Annotated in this window: 13 protein-coding genes; 5 read left to right on the forward strand and 8 right to left on the reverse strand. The window is 51.1% G+C overall.

The window, feature by feature from the left end:
- Both ACEW8P_RS02070 and ACEW8P_RS02075 read left to right on the forward strand, forming a co-directional pair.
- Positions 1–1955, forward strand: a 1955-nt coding sequence (locus ACEW8P_RS02070) for a hypothetical protein (protein WP_373511453.1), incomplete at its 5' end; no start/stop codon positions are given.
- Positions 1956–1966: 11 nt separating this feature from the next.
- The gene (locus ACEW8P_RS02075; protein WP_373511454.1) at positions 1967–5788 is read left to right on the forward strand and encodes an AAA family ATPase; all 3822 of its coding nucleotides are present in this window, start codon (positions 1967–1969) and stop codon (positions 5786–5788) included.
- Positions 5789–5978: 190 nt separating this feature from the next.
- Here the strand turns inward: ACEW8P_RS02075 and ACEW8P_RS02080 are convergent, their stop codons facing one another.
- Positions 5979–7217 carry a NupC/NupG family nucleoside CNT transporter gene (locus tag ACEW8P_RS02080; protein WP_373511455.1) on the reverse strand — a complete coding sequence of 413 codons (1239 nt, stop codon included), beginning with the start codon at positions 7215–7217 and terminating at the stop codon, positions 5979–5981.
- 125 nt (positions 7218–7342) lie between these two features.
- On the opposite strand from ACEW8P_RS02080, the gene ACEW8P_RS02085 reads away from it, so the two are divergent.
- Positions 7343–7828, forward strand: coding sequence for a DUF4870 domain-containing protein (locus ACEW8P_RS02085; protein WP_373511456.1), 486 nt, complete (start codon positions 7343–7345; stop codon positions 7826–7828).
- Positions 7829–7888: 60 nt separating this feature from the next.
- On the opposite strand, the gene ppk1 is transcribed toward ACEW8P_RS02085, so the two are convergent.
- The 7 genes from ppk1 to ACEW8P_RS02120 form a co-directional block, all read right to left on the reverse strand.
- Entirely contained in the window at positions 7889–10081 is a 2193-nt protein-coding gene (gene ppk1 / locus ACEW8P_RS02090; protein WP_373511457.1) for a polyphosphate kinase 1, read from the reverse strand.
- A 195-nt stretch (positions 10082–10276) separates the two neighbouring features.
- Positions 10277–12232: a DNA topoisomerase (ATP-hydrolyzing) subunit B gene (gene gyrB / locus ACEW8P_RS02095; protein WP_373511458.1), complete on the reverse strand. Its 1956-nt coding sequence runs from the start codon at positions 12230–12232 to the stop codon at positions 10277–10279.
- Between the two features lie 172 nt (positions 12233–12404).
- Positions 12405–14066, reverse strand: a complete 1662-nt coding sequence (locus ACEW8P_RS02100; protein ID WP_373511459.1) for a hypothetical protein — start codon at positions 14064–14066, stop codon at positions 12405–12407.
- Positions 14067–14172: 106 nt separating this feature from the next.
- Entirely contained in the window at positions 14173–14577 is a 405-nt protein-coding gene (locus tag ACEW8P_RS02105; RefSeq protein WP_373511460.1) for a hypothetical protein, read from the reverse strand.
- Between the two features lie 176 nt (positions 14578–14753).
- Positions 14754–15965: an alanine dehydrogenase gene (locus ACEW8P_RS02110; RefSeq protein WP_373511472.1), complete on the reverse strand. Its 1212-nt coding sequence runs from the start codon at positions 15963–15965 to the stop codon at positions 14754–14756.
- 120 nt (positions 15966–16085) lie between these two features.
- Entirely contained in the window at positions 16086–16535 is a 450-nt protein-coding gene (tsaE, locus tag ACEW8P_RS02115; RefSeq protein WP_373511461.1) for a tRNA (adenosine(37)-N6)-threonylcarbamoyltransferase complex ATPase subunit type 1 TsaE, read from the reverse strand.
- Between the two features lie 76 nt (positions 16536–16611).
- Positions 16612–17904, reverse strand: coding sequence for a Gfo/Idh/MocA family protein (locus ACEW8P_RS02120; RefSeq protein ID WP_373511462.1), 1293 nt, complete (start codon positions 17902–17904; stop codon positions 16612–16614).
- Positions 17905–18053: 149 nt separating this feature from the next.
- Between ACEW8P_RS02120 and ACEW8P_RS02125 the strand changes: the two genes are divergently transcribed.
- Positions 18054–19085, forward strand: a complete 1032-nt coding sequence (locus ACEW8P_RS02125; protein WP_373511463.1) for a Gfo/Idh/MocA family oxidoreductase — start codon at positions 18054–18056, stop codon at positions 19083–19085.
- 36 nt (positions 19086–19121) lie between these two features.
- Positions 19122–20477, forward strand: a complete 1356-nt coding sequence (locus ACEW8P_RS02130) for an ATP-binding protein (RefSeq protein ID WP_373511464.1) — start codon at positions 19122–19124, stop codon at positions 20475–20477.
- The last annotated feature ends 10 nt before the right edge of the window (positions 20478–20487 follow it).

The following is a 20487-nucleotide window of genomic DNA, read 5'->3' on the forward strand; positions in this document are numbered from 1 at the left end:
TCAGGACGCGGATTATGAAGACGCCGTCGTACTACGCCGATTGGAACACCCGGCTGGGAACGGAAGAATCGCACAAAGACTTACATCTGCTGAAATTCAAGAACTTCGGTATTTCGCGCTTTTCGCTCATGCTGGGCGTTAGGAATCCGCTTAACACCGCCGTGACGCCCGCTCGCTTCGGCAACGACAATCCGACGCTGGTTTCGGCCTATGACGTAGGTCGGCCCTATATTCTCGATCCCGTGTCTTTGGAATTGCAGACGCCAATTGGCGATAGTAGCGAATGGATGACGGGTACTCCGGCCAAAGTACCCTGGGCTTTCGAGTTGTTCGAAACCACGGCGCACCCCTGCTTCGATCCTCACACGAAGGAGTTGTTCAGTGTCAACTATTCACGCGTCGAGCAGTCGGTCATTATGGCCGGGCGGACGGTACACCATCTTAAAAATAACCACGAACACTTCAAGCAAAAGCTGGTCGAACTCATGGAGCGGCACCAGGACAATCCCGACCACAATTCTGTTCGGGAACGCCTGACGCATTTTTTTGAAAATCTGGACGAAGAACTGTACCCACCGTCTAAACCAGGTTTCTTTGCGCGCATTCGGCAAGCCGTCGAATCTTTTTTTCAAAACATTTTTCACAAAAAAAACAAGAAGGACGAGGCCAGCGGAGCGGCCGTCACGCTGATGCGCTTCGATGGTACGGGCCCCTGGAAAAAATGGGTGTTGCACGACCAACACGGCGAACAGTTGCAGATAAAGAACTGCATGCACCAAACCGGGCTGACGCGAGACTATATCATTTTGCAGGATTCGTCCTTTAAGTTTTCCAACGAACTGCTCATCAATAACCCTTTCCCCGAACACCTCGGACTGGAACGCTTCATCAGGAAGGTACTGGCAACGACCATGCTGCCCTACACCGAATGCTACCTCGTGCGGCGGCAGGACTTAAAAGAGGATGCCAATAGAGCCATTGCCTACAAGCTCGACAAGCCGATCCCGATCGAGACGATCCACTTCTCCTGCGACTACGAAAATCCCGGCGGACAAATCACGCTCTATGGCATCCACAATGCCGCCATGTGCGTGGCCGAATGGATTCGCCCTTACGACCTTTCGGCCCTCACCGGAAAAGCCATAGATCCCGAGGTACTTAGCCTGTTTTCGCTGGGTACGATGGACGTAAGCCGATTGGGGAAATGGAAAATTGACGCAAAAAATAACCGATTGCAGGAAGACAAGTCAATTGTGCTGTGCGAAACCGGAGACACCGAGGCTCCCGCCGGAGAGCCGATGGGATTCAATACCTGGACGATTAGCCTGTATACCTTTCGGGACATCATCGCAAGCGATACGGTGGCTAATAAAATCGAGCATCTGTGGTTCGTGTCGAGCGGACTGGATTCCCGGATGCTCACCGTATTCATCGAGCAGCTTTACCGAGACTACCCAAACCGACAGATTCCCTACGAAAAAGTAAAGGAACTTACGCGTAAAGGATTGCCGTACAGCCTGAATTATCTGAATACCGAAACGATGACCACGAATGATTCTGGCTACTATCAGTTCATGGACGGAGACTACCTGCGAAGTGTACAGTTCGTGCCCCGCAAAACGCCGACACCGGGTGTACCCTACGGACTCGACGGATATATTTATTGCAGTATTCAGGTCGCGTACCCACAGGCAGACGGGTCATGCCGTAGGCAGGGGGAGTTTTGGATATTTCGCGCCGAAGCGATCTCAGCCGGGCCGATTTGCAAAATGTACCACCCCGAGGTCAACTTCTGCTTTACGCTGCATTCCGCCTGGCTTCCCAACCCGCAACCAAACTCGATGAAACATAAGATCGATGTTCGCAAAGATTATGGAAAAGTCATCGACAATCTGCCTGATAAAGTCCTGATCGAGGATTTTTTTGAAAAGTACGTGTACCCCAATTTTAGCTAAACAAAACAAGTATGGCTGAATACACTCACAAGGAAAAGCTTTACGAAAGCGAAACGACCACGATCAACCTGGCTTCCGCAGCAGGTCGGTCGGAGGACGTAATAATCAAGACACCGCGGCAAGGCGACTATTCGGGCGTTTACAACGAATACAACCTCTGGCGTGGCGATAGTCTGCGGTACAAGACGCTGACGGTGGAATACATCGACGACAAACCATCGCTTATTCGCACCTATGTGCCCGGCACTTCGCTCAAAACTCTGATTGCCGAGGGCAATTCCGGGCCGGATTTTTTCTTCGAGTACGCGGCCGAGATTGCCCGTCAGTTGCAGGATGTTCACGACCGCTCGATCATTCACAAAGACATTTCCTCACCCAATATTATCGTCAATACCCGCATGAAATGGGTATCTATCGTGGATTTCGATTCCAGTATCGAAGCCGAGTCCTATCGGGTGTCCGTGTTCGACACTACCTGGCAGATTGGGAAGACGCTTTATATTTCGCCGGAGCAGACGGGGCGCATGAATCGGGCGGTGGATTACCGAACCGACTACTATTCGTTGGGGGTCGTGTTTTACGAGATGCTCACGGGAAAACTACCTTTCCAATCGAGCGACGTGCTCGAACTGATTAACGATCATCTCGCCGTAGAACCAGAGCGTGTGGACGCGCTCGTACCTGAGATTCCCAAAGTACTGGCAGAACTCGTCGCCCGGCTTATGGCCAAGGATGCCGAGGAACGCTACCAATCGCTCGGCGGCCTGATTGCCGACCTGCAACGCTGCCGCCGGGAATGGGGCATCAGCAAGAAAATTACCAATTTCACCCTGGGAGCCGAGGATAGACCTGCCCGACTGCGCGTTTCCCAGAAGATGGTGGGTCGAGAAGCCGAGCTTGAACAAATTTTACACCTTTTTGACCTGGCGGTAGCGGGCGAAAAAGTATTTCTGACGGTAGGTGGACAAAGCGGGGTGGGAAAGTCCACTCTCGTTTATGAAACGGCCCGCCCCCTGACCGAACATCGGGGGCTTCTGCTGAGCGGGAAGTTTGACCTTCAACAAAAAAATGTCCCCTACTATGGCTGGATCAGGGCTCTCGAACAGTTTGCCGAGAATGTCATGGAGGAGCCCCCCGAGGTGTTGGAAGAATGGAGGGAGAAATTCAGTGAGAAATTGGCGGGGCTGGATTCGATTCTCGTTCGCCTGGTACCAAAACTATCGGCGGTGCTCGATCCATCGACTGAACTACCCGAACCCAATGCCACGGAGTTGAAGAACCGCTTACAATACGCTCTGGGGCTTTTTATCTCGGTCTTGGCCTCCCCGGATCACCCGCTGGTACTTTTCCTGGACGACTGGCAGTGGGCCGACGATGATTCGATTCGACTTCTGTCCAGCCTCATCGACAATCCAAATCTGAGCCACCTTCTGCTCGTGGCTGCCTATCGAACCGACGAGGTAGATGTTACGCATCCTTTTTACCCACTCTTGCCCACGGAGTCCGATGAGAATAGGGCAGAGTCGGATCAACATGTTGACATTCAACTCAGAGTACTAACCCAAACCGACACGCAAACATTACTGCGCAATACCCTTCAGGGCAATCTGCCAGAGTTTGAGCAAGAAATCGACGAGCTTTCCAGCGTTGTTTTTTCCAAGACCCAGGGCAATCCTTTCTTCATCGAGCAATTCTTGAACCTGCTCTTTGAGCGAAAGCTCCTTTGGATGAATAATCAGGATCAGACATGGTCATGGAATTCGGATAAAATCAGAGACATGACCATTTCTGAGGATGTGGTCAATCTAATTTTGGATAAAATTCAAACTTTGGAACCCGAAACACTACGGGCGCTCTCGGTCGCGTCGGCGATTGGAAACACATTCAGCCTGGAGCAGGCAGCCAACGTGATGAACCAAAAGGTTTCCTCGCTGCACCATCGTCTGTGGCCCGCCGTTCAGAGCAATTGCATCTTGCCAATTCGCAGCGATTATCGGTACATTCCGGAATTTTACGAGGAGGCACACACCGATGTCAACTTCCGCTTCGCCCATGACAGAATACAGCAGGCATTATACGAAGCAATCGACCCCGAGGAAAGGAAATCGCTGCACTTGTCGATCGGTCTGGGCCTGTTACATGCTCAAAAATCAGAAGACCTAGTATTTGAGATAGCCAACCATTTTTTGAAATGTCCCGATTTGATTCGGGATTCGGAGTCGGGTATAGCCGAAGTACTGCGAAAAGCAGGCACCAAAGCCTACCAGTCGGCAGCTTTCGACGCGGCCTTTCAGTACCTGTCACTTTGGGAGAGCCTCGTTCCGCAGCCTGATCGGGATTTGCTGCCGCAATACCGCATGTTGATCGAAACAGCCCACCTGAGCGGACGGGGTGAAGCGTCGGTGGCTATTGAAGCAAAAACCCTGGATTTGTGCGTCACGCAGGAGGAGCGCAGTGAAACCTTCGAGACGATGATCATGAGCTACACGGCTACGGATAAGTTGGCCAAAGCAACTGAGCTAGGACGTACGGCCCTGGCCGAACTCGGCATCAGGCTGCCGAAGAAAGCCCGCAAATGGCAGGTCGCCTACCGGGCAGTACATTCGCGATTCATGCTTTCTGATACCAAAATCGCCACGATAGCCGACTGGCCGCAAATGACTGACTCCCGCCGACAATGGGCTATGCGGCTGCTCAATGCTTCCCTTTCTGCTTATTTTATCCACAATTTCGACACCTATCCACTACTTATTTTCAAGATGGTGGAATTGAACAGTAAATTCGGAAACACGCGCGAATCCATCACGGGATTTGGTTCTTATGGGTTGATTCTGGCCGGAAACATGAATGCGCCCGAGAGTGGCTACACGGCGGGCAAGCAAGCCCTTGAACTGCTAGAAAAGTACCAGGCTGAAGAACTGATCGCCCTGGCAGGTTTCATCGACCACACCTTCATCGCCCACTGGAAAGAACCCATCGGCAAGATGGCCGAGCGGTGTATCGAAGCCTATCGGCGTGGACTGGCTGTGGGCGACATTTGGTATTCGGGCTGGAATTTGTACATGAGCAATGTGTATTGTCTTTACGTGGGTGGCAAACTTTCCCATCTTATCGAGTCACTCCGCGCTCACCGGGGATTCTGCGTACAGCATAATCTTCCAAATCCCCGGCCACGCACCGACCACGATCTGTACTTCTGCCAAAAGATGCGCTACGCCAACTACTCCGACCCCAGCTTTGACTGGCAGGACATCATTTCCAGTTTTCAGGAATCCTCTGACCTCACCGCCCTGTTTCAAGCCTATTTCCACTATGCACTTTGTAGCTTTTGGCTAGGCGAGACAAATACTGCCTGGCAAATGTCCGGATTGGCCGAGAAGCATGTCGAATCATCGAAGAGTAGCTTTTCTTATCCATTTTTTCTTATCTTCTACTCCCTGGCGGGATTGAGCGTGTATCCACATGAGTCGGCCTCAATACAAAAGAAAATCAGGGCAAAATTATCGTCCACGCTGAAGTACCTCGGCAAGATTGCCGCGATGCAGGAAGCAAACTACCGCTGGGCTGAAATGTTGGTGCAGGCGGAATACGATCGGGTACTTCGCCAAGATTTCAAGCCCAAGAACTACCAAAGTGCCATTGAAATGGCTCGTCAGGCGGGGTTGCACGTCCCGGCGGTGCTGGCCCGACTGCAGATGGTACGGGCAATGCTGCGACTGGAATACCCTGATCGCGCCGATGAGTTGGAAAAACTTCGCGCCGAACTGAAACACTGGGAAATGGAAGGGGTTTTGGCGGCTTTGGACAAATCAATTATGGAAAATATCGAATAATTTCAATTCGTCTGCATCCTTTTAGCTGATTCTCTCGTACATACTGTTGTTGGCCAGCCAAAATGGTGCGCCGACGACAATAGTAATAACTTAGAGGGGACGGTAGTGCTTAGACCTGCTTCATTCATTGGAGCAGGTCTTTTTTTGTCTGAGCTTTTTTCTGTTTGGTTGATGCTAGAAATATTTCTCCTTACATCAATAAGCCCGCAAAGGTAGCTGACATATACGAAGCCAAGGTACCGCAAATCAACGCCCGGAAACCCAGCCGTGCCAAGTCAGACCGCCGCGACGGGGCCAACTCGCCGATGCCACCCACCTGAATGGCAATAGAGCTGAAATTGGCAAATCCACAAAGAGCAAAACTAGTAATGACCAGCGTCTTGGGATCGAGCGTTTCTTTGATTTTGACCAAATCCAGGTACGCTACAAATTCATTGATGACCATTTTGGTCCCCATCAAGGCTCCGGCCGCCTGTACATCCCGCGAGGGAACGCCCATAGCCCAGGCAAAAAGAGAAAAAAGATTGCCTAAAATATAATTGAAGCTAAGTTCGGGGAAATTAAATATTCCACCCACCTTGCCAATGAGGTAGTCGAATAGTGCGACCAGCGCGATGAAGCCTATGAGCATCGCTACCACGTTAAAACCTACTTTCAATCCTTCGCTCGCTCCGGCGGCGATGGCGTCGAGCAGGTTGGCGTGCGTTTTCTTAATGTCCAGTTTAATGGCCCCCTTGGTTTCTGATTTTTCAGTTTCGGGATAAACGATTTTTGAAATAACCAATGCCCCCGGCGCGGCCATCAGGCTGGCGGCAATGAGGTAGGGCGCGGGAACGCCCAGCGAAATATAAACGGCCATCACGCCACCCGCGATGCAGGCGAAACTACCCGTCATGGAAGCCATGAGTTCCGAGTTGGTCATTCCCTTCAGGTAGGGCTTGATCATAATTTGCGCCTCCACCTGGCCGACGAACGTACTCGCTACGTTGGACAAAGCCTCCGCTCCGCTCACGCCCATGAGCCAGTACACCCCACGCGCGATGACGGCCACCACGCGCTGCATGATGCCGAGGTGATAGAGCATATTGACCAGTACGGCCACGAAAATAATAGTGGGTATTACTCTAAAAAAGAACACAAAGTCGTTGCCGGGGCCAAATGCCTTCTGCATCAGATCGCTGCGCACCAGGGTACCGAAAACGAAGTCCGCGCCTTTGTCAGAAAAAGAAAGCAATTTCTGAACTTTATCTCCCAGCCACTGAAATACGATTCGTCCCGTATCGGTGCGTAGAATAAACACGGCCAAGCCAAATTGCAGAGCCAGCCCTACGCCCACGGTGCGGTAGTTGATGGCCTTGCGGTTATTCGAGAGCGCGTAAGCGACCCCTAAAATAAGTACGATGCCAATGAGTCCGGTAAATCTTTCCATGCAGGAGGGCGGGTTTGTTTTTTCAACGAAACCGCGAAAGTAGGCATAATTAGCCTTAGAAATGAGTACGCACAGGAGCTTTGCGGCTTTCCTTAAAAAACAACAACCCTAAACTCTAATAAACTATGGAAGACCCAACCCTCATTCCACCAACCGATATCCCCGCCGAGCAGCGGTCGCTGGGGATGTGGATGCACCTCACCCCCCTTTTAGCTACGTTTGCCAGCTTTATTATCCCTATTCCCTTCTTGTCGTTGATCGCCACTTATATCATTTACTCCACCCAGAAGGACAAAGGAGCCTTTGTACTCGAGAATGGCAAAGAATCCGTCAACTTTCAAATCACCCTGGCCATCGCCATCGTAGCGATTATGATCATTCTGGTCGTTGTTTTTGGTGGCTCGATTATGTCAACCATTATGGGCGGACAGTTCGGCAACGACGCTGCCACAGGAGTGGGGGTAGTAGGGCTGGTCGGCTCGGGCATTTTTATGATTCTGGCCTTTTCACTAATTGGCATCGGTGCCCTGGTATTGATGATAATCGGTACCATGCGGGCGAACAATGGCAATGTGTATCGTTACCCCGTTTCCTTGCGATTGGTGAAGTAGCTCATGCATGATAACATCAAAAGCCCCGCTACTTCTTGCAGCGGGGCTTATCCTTTTTGTTCAATTTGTGCTTTCTGGCACCTCGTCAGGAATATCCTGAGTTATCTCAGAAGAGGTCTCCTCCCTAAATAGCCGTGCCTCCATTACTTCCTCGGGCTTTGTTTCAAAAAATGCACTGTGAATGTCGAAAGGCTTCGTCCCCTCCCCCACGTGGCACTTTTCGTAAGTACCGTCCTCGCGTAGTTCGTAAGAATTGACGTTGTCACGCAGGTTGTATTCCAGCATAAGGATGGCCTCCTGTCGCACCCGCTCACTGACCAGCAAGAACAGCGACTCGATGCGGCGATCGAAACTTCGGACCATAACGTCGGCACTACCGCCGTACACCATGGGATCGTCATTGTTCTGGAAGTAATAAATCCGGGAGTGTTCCAGTAAATCACCCACGATTGAGCGCACTCTGATATTTTCACTCAATCCTTGGCGACCAGGCCGGATGCAGCAGATACCGCGAACGATCAGATCGATCTTGACGCCTGCCTGAGAGGCTACATACAATTCTTCGATGATGGCCTTGTCTTCCAACGAGTTGATTTTAATGCAAATACCGCTAGGCAGGCCATTTCTGGCGTTCTCGGCTTCCTTCCGAATCATTTCGATGATCCGGTCGCGCATCTGGCGCGGAGCGGTGATAAGGTTGCGGTAGTCGCTGGGCAGCGAGTGGCCCGTGATGACGTTGAAGAACTCCGAAATATCGTGCGTGTATTCTTCATTGGTAGTCAGCAGCCCGATGTCGGTGTAAAGTCGGGCGGTGTCCTCATTGTAGTTACCCGTGGAAAGGTGAGCGTAGCGGACGACTTTTTCGGCCTCTTTACGCACAATCAGCAGGAGTTTGGTGTGGGTTTTGAGCAGGCCAATGCCGTAAATCACGAAGCAGCCCGCCTTTTGCAGTCGCTGCGCTTCGCGGATGTTGTTCTCCTCGTCGAAGCGAGCCTTTACCTCGAAAAGAACGGCCACGTGCTTGCCATTTTCGGCGGCGGTGAGCAGGGCCTCAGTCACGCGCGATTTTTTGGCCAAACGGTAAATAGTCAGCTTGATCGACAGCACGTTGGGATCTTCCGCAGCCTGTTCCAGAAGTTGCAGAACCGGCTCGAAGTTGTTGTAGGGGTGGTGCAAAAGAATATCGCGCTCGCGCATCACCTCAAAAATATCGGCACTCCGCTCACGGCCCATCGTCAACGGCGGCACCGGGGCGTGCATGGGAGGAATCTGGTCTTTGAATTCGCTGTGGCCGATGAGTTGCCAGAAGCAGGTGTAGTCCAGGAGCCCCCCCGCCCGGAAGACATTGAAGTCGTCGATTTCCCAGCGTTTCTTCAACAGGCTGAGCAGATCTTCGTCTACATCGTGTTCCACTTCTACTTTCACGACGCGCCCCAGGCGCCGATTCTTGATTTTTTGCTTGATCTCATCGATGAAGTCCACCTCCATATCGTCGTTTTCCTCTAACGAAAAATCGCCGTTGCGGATGATCCTGATGAGGTTGGTGGAAACGATGTCTACGTTCCGATACAGTTTCTTGATGTAGGCTTTGATAATGTTTTCCAGCGGCAAGAAAAGTATCTCATCTTCGCGTTCGATGATATAGAACCGGGGTAGGTTCGGCGGCAACTGCACGAACGATAGTTTGCGATCTTCCTCGCTGGTGGTTCCAGAAACCTGCGTTATTACGCCAAGGATCAGCACTTTTGCCAATAGCACCGGAAATACGTGGGTGTAATCGTAAAGCATCGGCGTCAGCATCGGATAGATCGTCCGGTCAAAGTATTCCGACACTTTTTCAGTTTCCACCTCAGACAAGTCGTCCATCCGGGCCAACGAGCAGTTGTGTTCGTGCAAGAGGGGTAGCAGGTCTTCCTTGTAGCACTGATTTTGCTCCGACACAAACTGTTGCAGGGAGCGTAGCAGCGTTTTTCGGAAGGGTACTTCGCGCAGGCCCGAGTAGTCCACGCGTTCTTTGCCGTAGTCCAGGTAGTTGTACAAACTACCCACTCGAATCGAGAAAAATTCGTCGAGGTTGGAGGCCGTGATGGCCAGAAATTTTAAACGGTCAAAAACCGACCGCGTCGGGTCGCAAGCCTGATCCAGGACACGTTCGTTGAATTTCAGCCAGCTAAGGTCGCGGCTAATGAAATCGCTCTGCTCGATCAGCTCGTTGACTTTGTCCCCGGCTCGCATGAATTTCCCCTCGTCCATGGTTTCCTTTTTATCTTCAAAAAATGAAAATATGTTCGATAACGGCCCTTTTCTATCGCTACTTCTTAATTCTTTTGGCATGGCTTGTTTCCTTTTGGTTCCTTTTATTTCAAAAGGAGGAGGGAGGAAAGGATAAAAGAATGCTGGCGCAAGCTTTCCTTTCCTCCCTCCTCCTTTCCTCCTCTCCTCCTTCATTTAAACGTCCACGCGAGCGTACTTGGCGTTCTTTTCGATGAACTCACGGCGGGGGGGTACTTCGTCGCCCATCAGCATCGAGAACAGGTGGTCGGCTTCGGCGGCAGATTCGATGTTTACCTGCTTAAGGGTACGATTCTCGGGGTTCATGGTCGTTTGCCAGAGTTGCTCGGCGTTCATTTCACCCAAACCCTTATATCGCTGTGTGTTGACTGATTCCTCGCGGCCGTTGCCAAGTTCCTGCACGGCGGCTTCGCGTTGGGCTTCGTCCCAGCAATAGCGCTCTTCTTTGCCTTTTTTGATTAAATAAAGCGGTGGCTGTGCGATGTAGATGTAGCCGTTCTCGATCAGTACTTTCATGTACCGGAAGAAGAACGTCAGGATCAAAGTACGAATGTGACTGCCGTCTATGTCGGCGTCGGTCATAATAATGATCTTGTGGTAGCGCAGTTTCTCGATGTTGAGCGCCCGCTCATCGTCCACCATGCCGATCTGAACGCCCATGGCGGTGAACATGTTTTTGATCTCCTCGTTTTCGTAAATCCGGTATTCCTGCGCCTTTTCGACGTTCAGGATTTTACCGCGCAGGGGCAGAATGGCTTGGAAAGCCCGGTTACGCCCCTGTTTGGCCGTGCCACCCGCTGAATCGCCCTCTACCAGGTACAGCTCGCACTGCTCGGGATCGGTTTCGGAGCAGTCGGCCAGTTTGCCGGGCAGTCCGCTACCCGTCAGGATATTCTTGCGCTGCACCATCTCGCGGGCCTTGCGGGCGGCAATGCGGGCCTTGGCGGCCAGCACCACTTTGTCCACGATCGTGCGGGCTTCCCTGGGGTGTTCGTTGAGGTAGTTGTCCAGCATTTCGGACACCACCTGACTCACCGCCCCGGCCACGTCGGAGTTACCGAGTTTGGTCTTGGTCTGTCCCTCGAACTGCGGCTCCTGCACCTTCACCGAAATGACGGCCGTGAGCCCCTCTCGGAAGTCGTCGCCGCTTATCTCGATCTTCTCCTTGGCCAGAATCCCCGACTTATCAGCGTAGCTTTTCAGCGTCCGCGTCAGCGCGGCCCGGAAACCCGAAACGTGGGTACCGCCTTCGATGGTGTTGATATTATTGACGTATGAAATGACGTTCTCGCCGTAAGAGGTATTGTACATCATCGACACCTCCACGGGCATAATACCCTTGTCGCTGTCCATGTGGATTGGCGCGGGAATAAGCGGTTGCCGGGTACTGTCGAGGTAGGTAACAAACTCTACCAGACCACCTTCTGAGAAAAACTCATCGTACAATGGCTTGCCATCGTCGTCTGTCTCGCGCGTGTCTGTAAGGGTCAGGCGCAGCCCTTTATTCAGGAAAGAAAGCTCGCGCAGCCGATTGGCCACAGTCTCGTGCTTGAATTCCGTCACGGTGAATATGGAATCGTCTGGTTTGAAGTGAATGTACGTTCCCGTGTCGTCGGACTCACCAATGGCGCGAACCGGGTACATCGGAATGCCTTTCTGATACTCCTGCTCGAAAACCTGCCCTTCGCGGTGTACCTCGGCCCGCAGATCGATGGAGAGGGCGTTGACGCAGGAAACCCCCACGCCGTGCAAACCACCCGATACTTTGTAGGTGTCTTTATCGAACTTACCCCCGGCGTGCAGCACGGTCATTACCACTTCGAGGGCCGAACGTTTTTCTTTGGTGTGAATTCCCGTCGGGATGCCGCGGCCATTGTCCCGCACCGTGATCGAATTATCTTCTTCTATTACCACGTGAATGGTATCGCAGTAGCCAGCCATCGCTTCGTCGATGGAGTTATCGACTACTTCCCATATCAGGTGGTGTAATCCTTTGAAACCGGTATCTCCGATGTACATCGCCGGGCGTTTCCGCACGGCTTCCAGTCCTTCCAGAACCTGGATGTTTTCAGCCGAATAATTGTTTAATGCCAGTGTTGCTTCGTTAGCCATGAATGTTGTTTTACGCTACAATAGTTGGTGCCCGCCAAAGCGGTTTTTTTGAACGGGTAAAGATACCATTTTTTCCTCATTTTGCCTAGCTCAGACCGATCTAATCATCCAACATGGAAGCGCAGCTCGACCTAGGTCAGAAAGTCTTGCGAAACGAATAAAAACAGCGTGTTCAGCGGAGCTTGATTGCATGATCAGCACCTACTTCGAGGCGGTATTTCGTCAGAGAAAACGAATCGCCCGACTGGTACCCGATTCTATAGACACCGGATGGAAGGTTATTGCTAAAAAATCGTGTCCATATTTTTGATTCCCTCAGCCCTCCCGCAGTTAATATTTTGCGGTATCCGTTTCGGCCACGATAGAATGGTATCCACAAGGCTCCCCCCCGATCAGGAACAAGTACCAAAAAGGGGGCAGAACCAATGAAGTTATGATCCACAAGAAGCAGTTCGGTCTCTTGGTGTTCGCTACTGGCATCGGTCAAATCACTCACTAACTCTTCAAAATCGAGTGTGATACTACTATCTACAGCGGCCCCCTGGGAGGGTAGTTTTGGTAGGTTAACGATAGGTTGGCATATCCCGCGTTCGATAGCGGCTGCGTACACTTCCCGGATGTTATCGTTGAAAGCAGGTGGATACTGCAAGAAGGTTTCGTAGTTCTGCCAGTTGGCATAATCGGCCCGTAACCAGTCCCGGCGGTATTCCAGATCCCCCACATAGTTCAGGTGGGAAACAAGATTATACAATATAGCCCCTGCACCCCAGATAGTCGCCCAACGGATGGCGAAAAATCGGGAAAGTACCACCAACCCCACCAAGTAAAACCAGGCAGAGAGGTAGGGTGAGTAGTGCGCGTAACGGGGCGGTATGTCCAGGTCCGGTGATGACCAACTCCTCGAAACGGACACCAGCAAGGCAGTAATACTCAGAAACAACAAATTGCCGAGCAGCATTTTATCAAAATAGGTGAGCGGAGCGGCGGAGCGGTAGTTTTGATAAATCTTGGGTAAAATATACCCACAAATTCCTCCAAAGGTAATCAACCCCCACAACACGGAAGGACCAAAACCGAGATCCAGCAATTCGGCAGACGCTCCAAAAAAAGCAAAAAAGTACCCAATCAACTGCACCGGACTGGCAAGGCTTTGCAGAAAATTAGCGTTCTGCCCTTTTTCGAAACCGTAAAAATAAAAGGCAGCCACGGCCAGGCACACCGCCAGCCAAATTCCCAGCCATTTCCATTCCCTGTATAAAAACAGAAAAACTACCCCCACGGCAATGCCAAAAATCCCGTTGCCGTGGGTGAAAGTACCTATCAGAAAAATGAACAGGGCTAGAATATACCGTCGATTGACAAAAGAATGAACCAGCCAGGCCAGCAAAAACACGATTACCGACTGCTGCAATACACTGATACTCCAGGTATAGTTGTCGTAGTAAGCGGGCTGGAAAAGCAACCAGGGAATGGGAAGAAAATACCAAACGCTGAATTTTAACTGCCGGAAGGACGTCCACAGAAAATACAGCACCCCACACCAGAGCAGGTTACCGGACAGCATTAAAATCGGCCAGTCGATATGCCCCAAAAGCTTATAATTCAACCAGGTTATCAGCCGGGGAACAAGAATTCGGTGTTCATTGTGCTGTTGAACCAGTAGCTGAAATTTTTCCGTAAAAGAATTGGTTTCCTGCGCCCAAACGATTGTTTTCAATAAATGAAAATCATCGGAGTAGAAGGCCGTCTCAGAAAAATGATATACGAGAGAGAGGAGAAGAACGACGGGCAAAAAAACGAGCAGCCACGCAAATAGCTTAACTACGGACTTCATGGTGTGGTTGTGGTGGTAGGTATATAGGTGCTTTTTATTAGGTAGTTTGGGGTGATCGGGTGATCACTCAGTTGAATCGAGCCGAGCCTTGAATTGTAAGGCTAACCTAGTCTTCGGGGTAAGGAATAAAGACAAATCCCGCAAAATCATTTTGAATGACGAACAAGCAACAGTACTCTTCTGAATTTTTATAGTTCTCTATGAAAAGTTCGACCGACTCCTGGCCAACTAAGTTACGATCCACAAATTCCTGCAAAAAAGAAGCCTGGTAGTTCCAGCGGTTTCCCATCGCCTCGCGCTCGAAGAGCATCAGGCCGATCTCGGCAGGCTCACGCGATACCACGAAAACCGGATACTCAGAAAAACCGCGCTTCCGAATTTGGTAAGAGGCCTCTTTCAACTGATCGGCCACTTTCACAAAATCCTGCGAAATCATGCCCAGAAGCTTTTTGTCAACTTCCGGGGAGTTGGCGTCGTCCATCAGGACATTTTCATTGCTATGGTTTATCATGGGTGGGGTTTTTAGAAAAGCGGCAAAGGCACAAAGTGGCAAAGGCACAAAGTATTAACGATTCCTTATGCAAGCAATATTAACTACCCCTTTTTTCTAGCAATCAGCCACTTTGCGTTAAGGAATATCCGGCACTTTGCCACTCTGGTACTTTGTGCCTTTGCCACTTCAAAAATTCACATTCTCGCCGCCAAAAGCAGCGTCAAGTCCTTATACCGCATCCCGAATTTACGGGCGATGTAAGTATTGGTGAGCGTACCGTTGTGGCTATATACGCCCTTCATGAACCAGCGGTTGGCATAAATCATTTCTTCAATGCCGCCGATGGTTCCGGTCTTCAGCAAAAATGGTAGAAAAATATTGCTCAGCGCGGTACTAGCCGTATGCGCGACCCGCGAAGCAATATTGGGAACGCAGTAGTGCAGCACGTCGCTATACCGATACACTGGGTCTTTGTGCGTCGTCATGCGGGATGTCTCGAAGCATCCTCCCTGATCGATGCTTACGTCCACGATCACCGAATTGGGCTTCATACGGCCCACCATTTCCTCCGTCACCACACAAGGGCTTAGACCATCTTCGGCCCGCATGGCCCCGATCACTACGTCGGCGCGGGCAATAGCCTCGGTCAGTGTATCAGAATCGATGATGGAGGTGTAAAGATTCTGTCCCACCGAATATTTCAGGCGCTGCAAGCGGTAAATATGGTTATCAAACACCTTGATGTCGGCTCCCACGCCCATCGCGGCTCGCGTGGCGTACTCGGCTACGGTTCCGGCCCCCAGAATGACTACCTTAGTAGGCGGGACGCCCGTGATGCCACCCAAAATAATGCCCTTCCCATTGTTGGAGTTGCTGAGGTATTCAGCAGCAATGAGGAGTACGGTACTACCAGCGATCTCGCTCATAGCCCGAACGATAGGCAATCCACCGCTCTGATCCTCTATGAATTCGTAACCGATGGCGGTGATTTTCTTCTGGTTGAGTTTGTCGAAATAGCTTTTTTCCAACGAAGGCAGATTGAGCGTTGAAATCAGCGTTGCCCCGGCTTTGATCATCTCGAATTCTTTGTCCACCAAAGGCTCGATTTTCAGGATAAGGTCGGCCTGAAAAACCTCCTTCGCCGAGTACACGATTCTAGCCCCGGCTTCGCTATACTCATGGTCGGGGTACTTTGCTTCTTTTCCCGCGTCTTTTTCGACCCACACTTCGTGGCCGTGGCGCACCAGAATCGCCACGCCGTCGGGCGTGAGGGCGATGCGGTTTTCCTGCAAGGCCACTTCGCACGGCAAGCCAATCAGCAAAGAATTGCTGTCCTTTTTTACCTCGACTAGCGATTCTTGGGGATAAAGCGCCGACTGCTTGGCCAGTTGCTCGAATCCGGTGATTTGCGGCATCCTTTTTTAATTTTGAATCGGTCCCGCTCAGCAGCGGCTGACCGTCGGCGTACCGGCCGAAGCGGAGTGAATAAAGCGAATGAATAAAAACTCTGTGACAGCGGCCAACCATCATTCCATTACTCTGTCGTTGACAACGGCCGCAATCGTTCGACTGCCATCGGCCTCTTGTTTGATTTTTATATCAAAGTACTTCGGCGGCCAAAGAGATTCAATTTTTTCGGGCCACTCGATGAAACAAAAATTTCCTGAGTACAGGTACTCTTCCGAGCCAATGTCGTAAGCTTCGTTTTCATTTTTTAATCGGTAAAAATCAAAATGGAAAATGGGCTTACCCTGGTCAGAAACGTACTCATTGACAATGGAAAAAGTAGGGCTTTGAACCAGACTTTCTACTCCCAATTTCTCACAAATCGTCTTAATTAGGGTAGTCTTTCCCGCGCCCATTTCTCCGAAGAAAAGCCAAACTGGAACTTCACTGCCCAGTTCAAGCAAATCACTGGCTACCCGGTCTAGGTCTGATAATTCCGGGCAGCTCAAAATGGCACTCCGTGCTTTCATGCCGCAAAAGTAGTCATTTTAACTCTCAAAGGCGCAAAGCAAAGACGATGGCGTGGGGCATGTTGGCGTTTCCAAATCAAACTTTCCACTCCTTTTTCATGGGACGCTGGAGCAAGTCGTTGGCTTCCTTATCCTTTTCAAACTTCTCTTTCTTGGGATCCCATTTCAGCGACCTTCCCAAACGGTAAGCGATGTTGCCGATGTTGCAGACAGTAGCAGTACTATGGCCCACTTCTACGTCACATATCGGCTTTTGCCGAGATTTGATGGCGTCCAGAAAATCCTTGTAGTGGTTTTCACTTACGTAGATCTTGTAGTCTTCCTTAGAGAACTCTTTGCTTTCCAGATTTTTGGGAGTCGTTACGAGCTTTTTTCTCGCTACCCAGACCTCGCCTTCGCTACCTATGAAATGACAGTGATTGCCGTCCTTAGGCCGGTGGGTCATTTGGGCACCATTGGCGTACTTATAAACAAGCCCCTCCTCTTTGTTTGGGCCAGGTACCGTAATCTCCACCGGGCCACTGTTATCCATGCCGAGGCCCCACTGCCCGATGTCGAACATATGCGCCCCCCAGTCGGTCATCATGCCGCCGCCAAAGTCGGCGTAGTTGCGCCAGTGCGGAAAAAAGGTATGTTCCAGGGTAGGTGCCAGATCATTGTGATAGGGACGTTCGACCACATTCGGCCCCAACCAGCTGTCCCAGTCAAGTCCGGCTGGTACGGGTTGCGCCTCCAAATCGAAGGGCTTGGGAGGCCCACCTACGCTCACAAACACTTGTTTTACCTCACCGATGGCTCCCGACTGCACCAACTGCACCGCCTGCCTGAACTCGGGCCATGAGCGTTGCATATTTCCGGTTTGAAAAACGCGCTTATGCTTCCGGGTAGCGTCCACCATCGCGCGGCCTTCCTGTACGGTAAGAGAAAGGGGTTTTTCACAATAAATGTCCTTCCCGGCCTCGGCGGCCCGGACAGCGGCGGCGGCATGCCAATGGTCGGGTAAAGCGATCACCACGGCGTCCACATCCTGGCGAGCCAGAATCTCGCGAAAGTCTGCGTAGCCCTCGACGCCCTTATAAGTACCCTTTTCAGCTTTGCTGGCATACCACTTTTCAGCTTCGCGCTGGAAGAGTGCCAATTTATCGCGGTACGCGTCCGAGGCGGCTACTATTTGCGCCCCATTGTTCAGGAAATTACTCCGTAAACCGCCGCTCTGCTTGCCGCAGCCGATGAAGCCCAGCGTAATTTTATCGCTCGGAGCCACAAACCCCGGTCCGCCCAACACCCGGCGCGGCACGATCATAAAAGTGGAAAGCACGGCCCCCGCCTTCAAAAAGTCCCGTCTTTTTACGTTCTTGACATTTTCCATTTTGTGTTTCAGTTTTTTCAGGAAATCAATTCTACTATACATTAAAAAGAACCGCAACCGAATCTTTACCTATTGGCATAGTAAAACAAGATTTATTCACTAGTTCACTCAATCTCTAATCGCACGGGCGACCCCGTCACAACTAAAAGATGAAAATGCTAAACGTTGGCCTTATTGGCTTTGGCCTCTCGGGGCGCTATTTCCACGCTCCTTTTCTCACCGTCAATCCCCGGTTCAGATTGAAAACCGTAGTCGAGCGCTCCAAGAACGAGGCGCAGGACTTTGATTCCTCTATTGAGAACGCCCGCTCCGTCGAGGAATTACTTGCCGACCCCGAGATCGACCTGGTCTTCGTCTGTACTCCCAACGACACGCATTTTACGTACGCTATGGACGCGCTGGAAAACGGCAAACACGTAGTTATCGAAAAGCCCTTTGCCAATACCGAAGCCGAGGCGAAGCAGCTTTTTGAAGTAGCGGAACGCAACGGCCTGGTAGCCACTGCCTACCAAAACCGCCGCTGGGATTCGGACTTTCTGACAATACAGAAGCTAATCCAGGAGGACAAACTAGGCAAAATTGTGGAATACGAAAGCCGCTACGACCGCTTCCGGCCCGAAGTGTTGACTAATACCTGGAAGGAAAAACAGGCCGAAGGCAGCGGTAACGTCTATAACCTCGGCCCGCACTTGCTGGACCAAGCCTTTGTACTCTTCGGCGACCCGCAAACGGTCACCGCCACTATCCGCTCGGTGCGTAAGGGCGGCGATGTGGACGATTACTTCGACATCAGGCTGGGCTACGACAACAAATTCGTCATCGTCAAATCCAGCTTGATGGTGTATGAAAACAGCCTCCGCTATGCTATTCATGGAACCAAAGGTACTTTCATCAAGCGCGGCCTCGACGCGCAGGAAGAAACCCTCCGACAAGACGTACTGCCCAACGCCGACAATTGGGGCGCCGAACCCGAAGACCGATGGGGTACGCTCCACAGTGAAGCCTTCACGGGAATCGTACCCAGCGAAGCGGGTGATTACATGGCTTTTTACGATTCGGTTTACGACGCCATCGTCGAAGGCAAAGAGATGGCGGTAAAGCCCGCCGAAATCCTGCGCACCACGCGAGTGATCGATCTGGCCTTCGAGAGTAACGAGCGGCAGACCACCATCAGCTACTAAACGTAAAGCCGATTTTTGGTGTAAATTTGCTTTCCTATGGAAGTTTCCTACCTCCTCATCGTCCTCTTCTTCGTCCAGTACATCCGCAAAACATTGGATACGAAGGAATCCATGCCCCAATGGGACAAGATTCTGGTCTATTCGAGGTTGATTGCCATCTTTTTGCTTGCTGCCCCTCACATTTTCGGCAATGAACGAATATACGAATGGGTGTGGCATGTCTATATCCTGGCATTTGTAGGTGTAATCTATACCCGCGAAGAATTTAAAACGGTTCGATCATTGATGATTTCGGTAATTCCGTTGGTTGTCATTGCCTTATTGGGCGATATAGTCTTGCTGGTCTCAAAAAGTTTTTATAATGACTACAATGACTACTTTGATATGTTCAAAGTGTTCGCAATCATCTGGGTGGTTGCGATGTGGTACCAAAATAAACGGCAGCAGAAGCAGCTCGCTAAGGAACGCCTTCAACGGCTGGAAGAGGAAAAACAAAACCAGTTGATGCAGGCTCGCAAGGCCGAACTTGAAATAATGGTTACCGAGCGAACCCAGGAAATAAGTCGCCAGAAGGAAGAACTGGTCACGGCGCTGGATCACCTAAAAACTACCCAGGGGCAACTGGTGCAGTCGGAGAAAATGGCTTCATTAGGTGAGCTAACGGCGGGCATTGCCCACGAGATCCAGAATCCGCTCAACTTTGTCAATAACTTTGCGGAAGTGAATACGGAGTTGATTGAGGAGTTGAAAGAGGAACAGGAAAAAGACACCCCCGACCACGAATTGGTGGCAGAAATCCTGCGCGACCTGGCCGACAACATGGAGAAAATGGTGTATCACGGCAAACGCGCCGACTCAATTGTGAAAGGGATGCTTCTGCACTCCCGCACCGGGAACGGCGAAAAAGAGAGCGTGGATGTCAACGCCCTGGCCGACGAGTACATGCGCCTGGCCTACCACGGGCTTCGGGCCAAGGATAAGTCATTCAATGCGACGTTGGAGAAGGATTTTCAGCCCGAGGAGATCAAGGCCAAAGTTATGCCGCAGGACTTCGGAAGGGTACTTTTGAATATTTTCAACAATGCCTTCTACGCCGTAGCGCAAAGGGCCAGGCAAGAACCCGAAAGCTACCGCCCGACGGTTTGGTTAACCTCAAAACTGGAAAATAAAACGGTTGAGATAAGAATTAAGGACAACGGAACGGGTATTCCCGATGCAGTACGGGAGAAAATTTTCGAGCCGTTTTTCACTACAAAACCCACCGGGCAAGGCACCGGGCTGGGCCTTTCGCTGAGCTACGACATTGTCCACAACAGTCACGGCGGCACGATGGAAGTAGAAAGCGAAAAGGGCGTGTTCACAGAGTTTATTGTGCGCATTCCGGTTGGGTAGTGGTTAACAA

Source organism: Persicitalea sp. (assembly GCF_041751555.1).
In the GTDB taxonomy this organism is placed as follows: domain Bacteria; phylum Bacteroidota; class Bacteroidia; order Cytophagales; family Spirosomataceae; genus Persicitalea.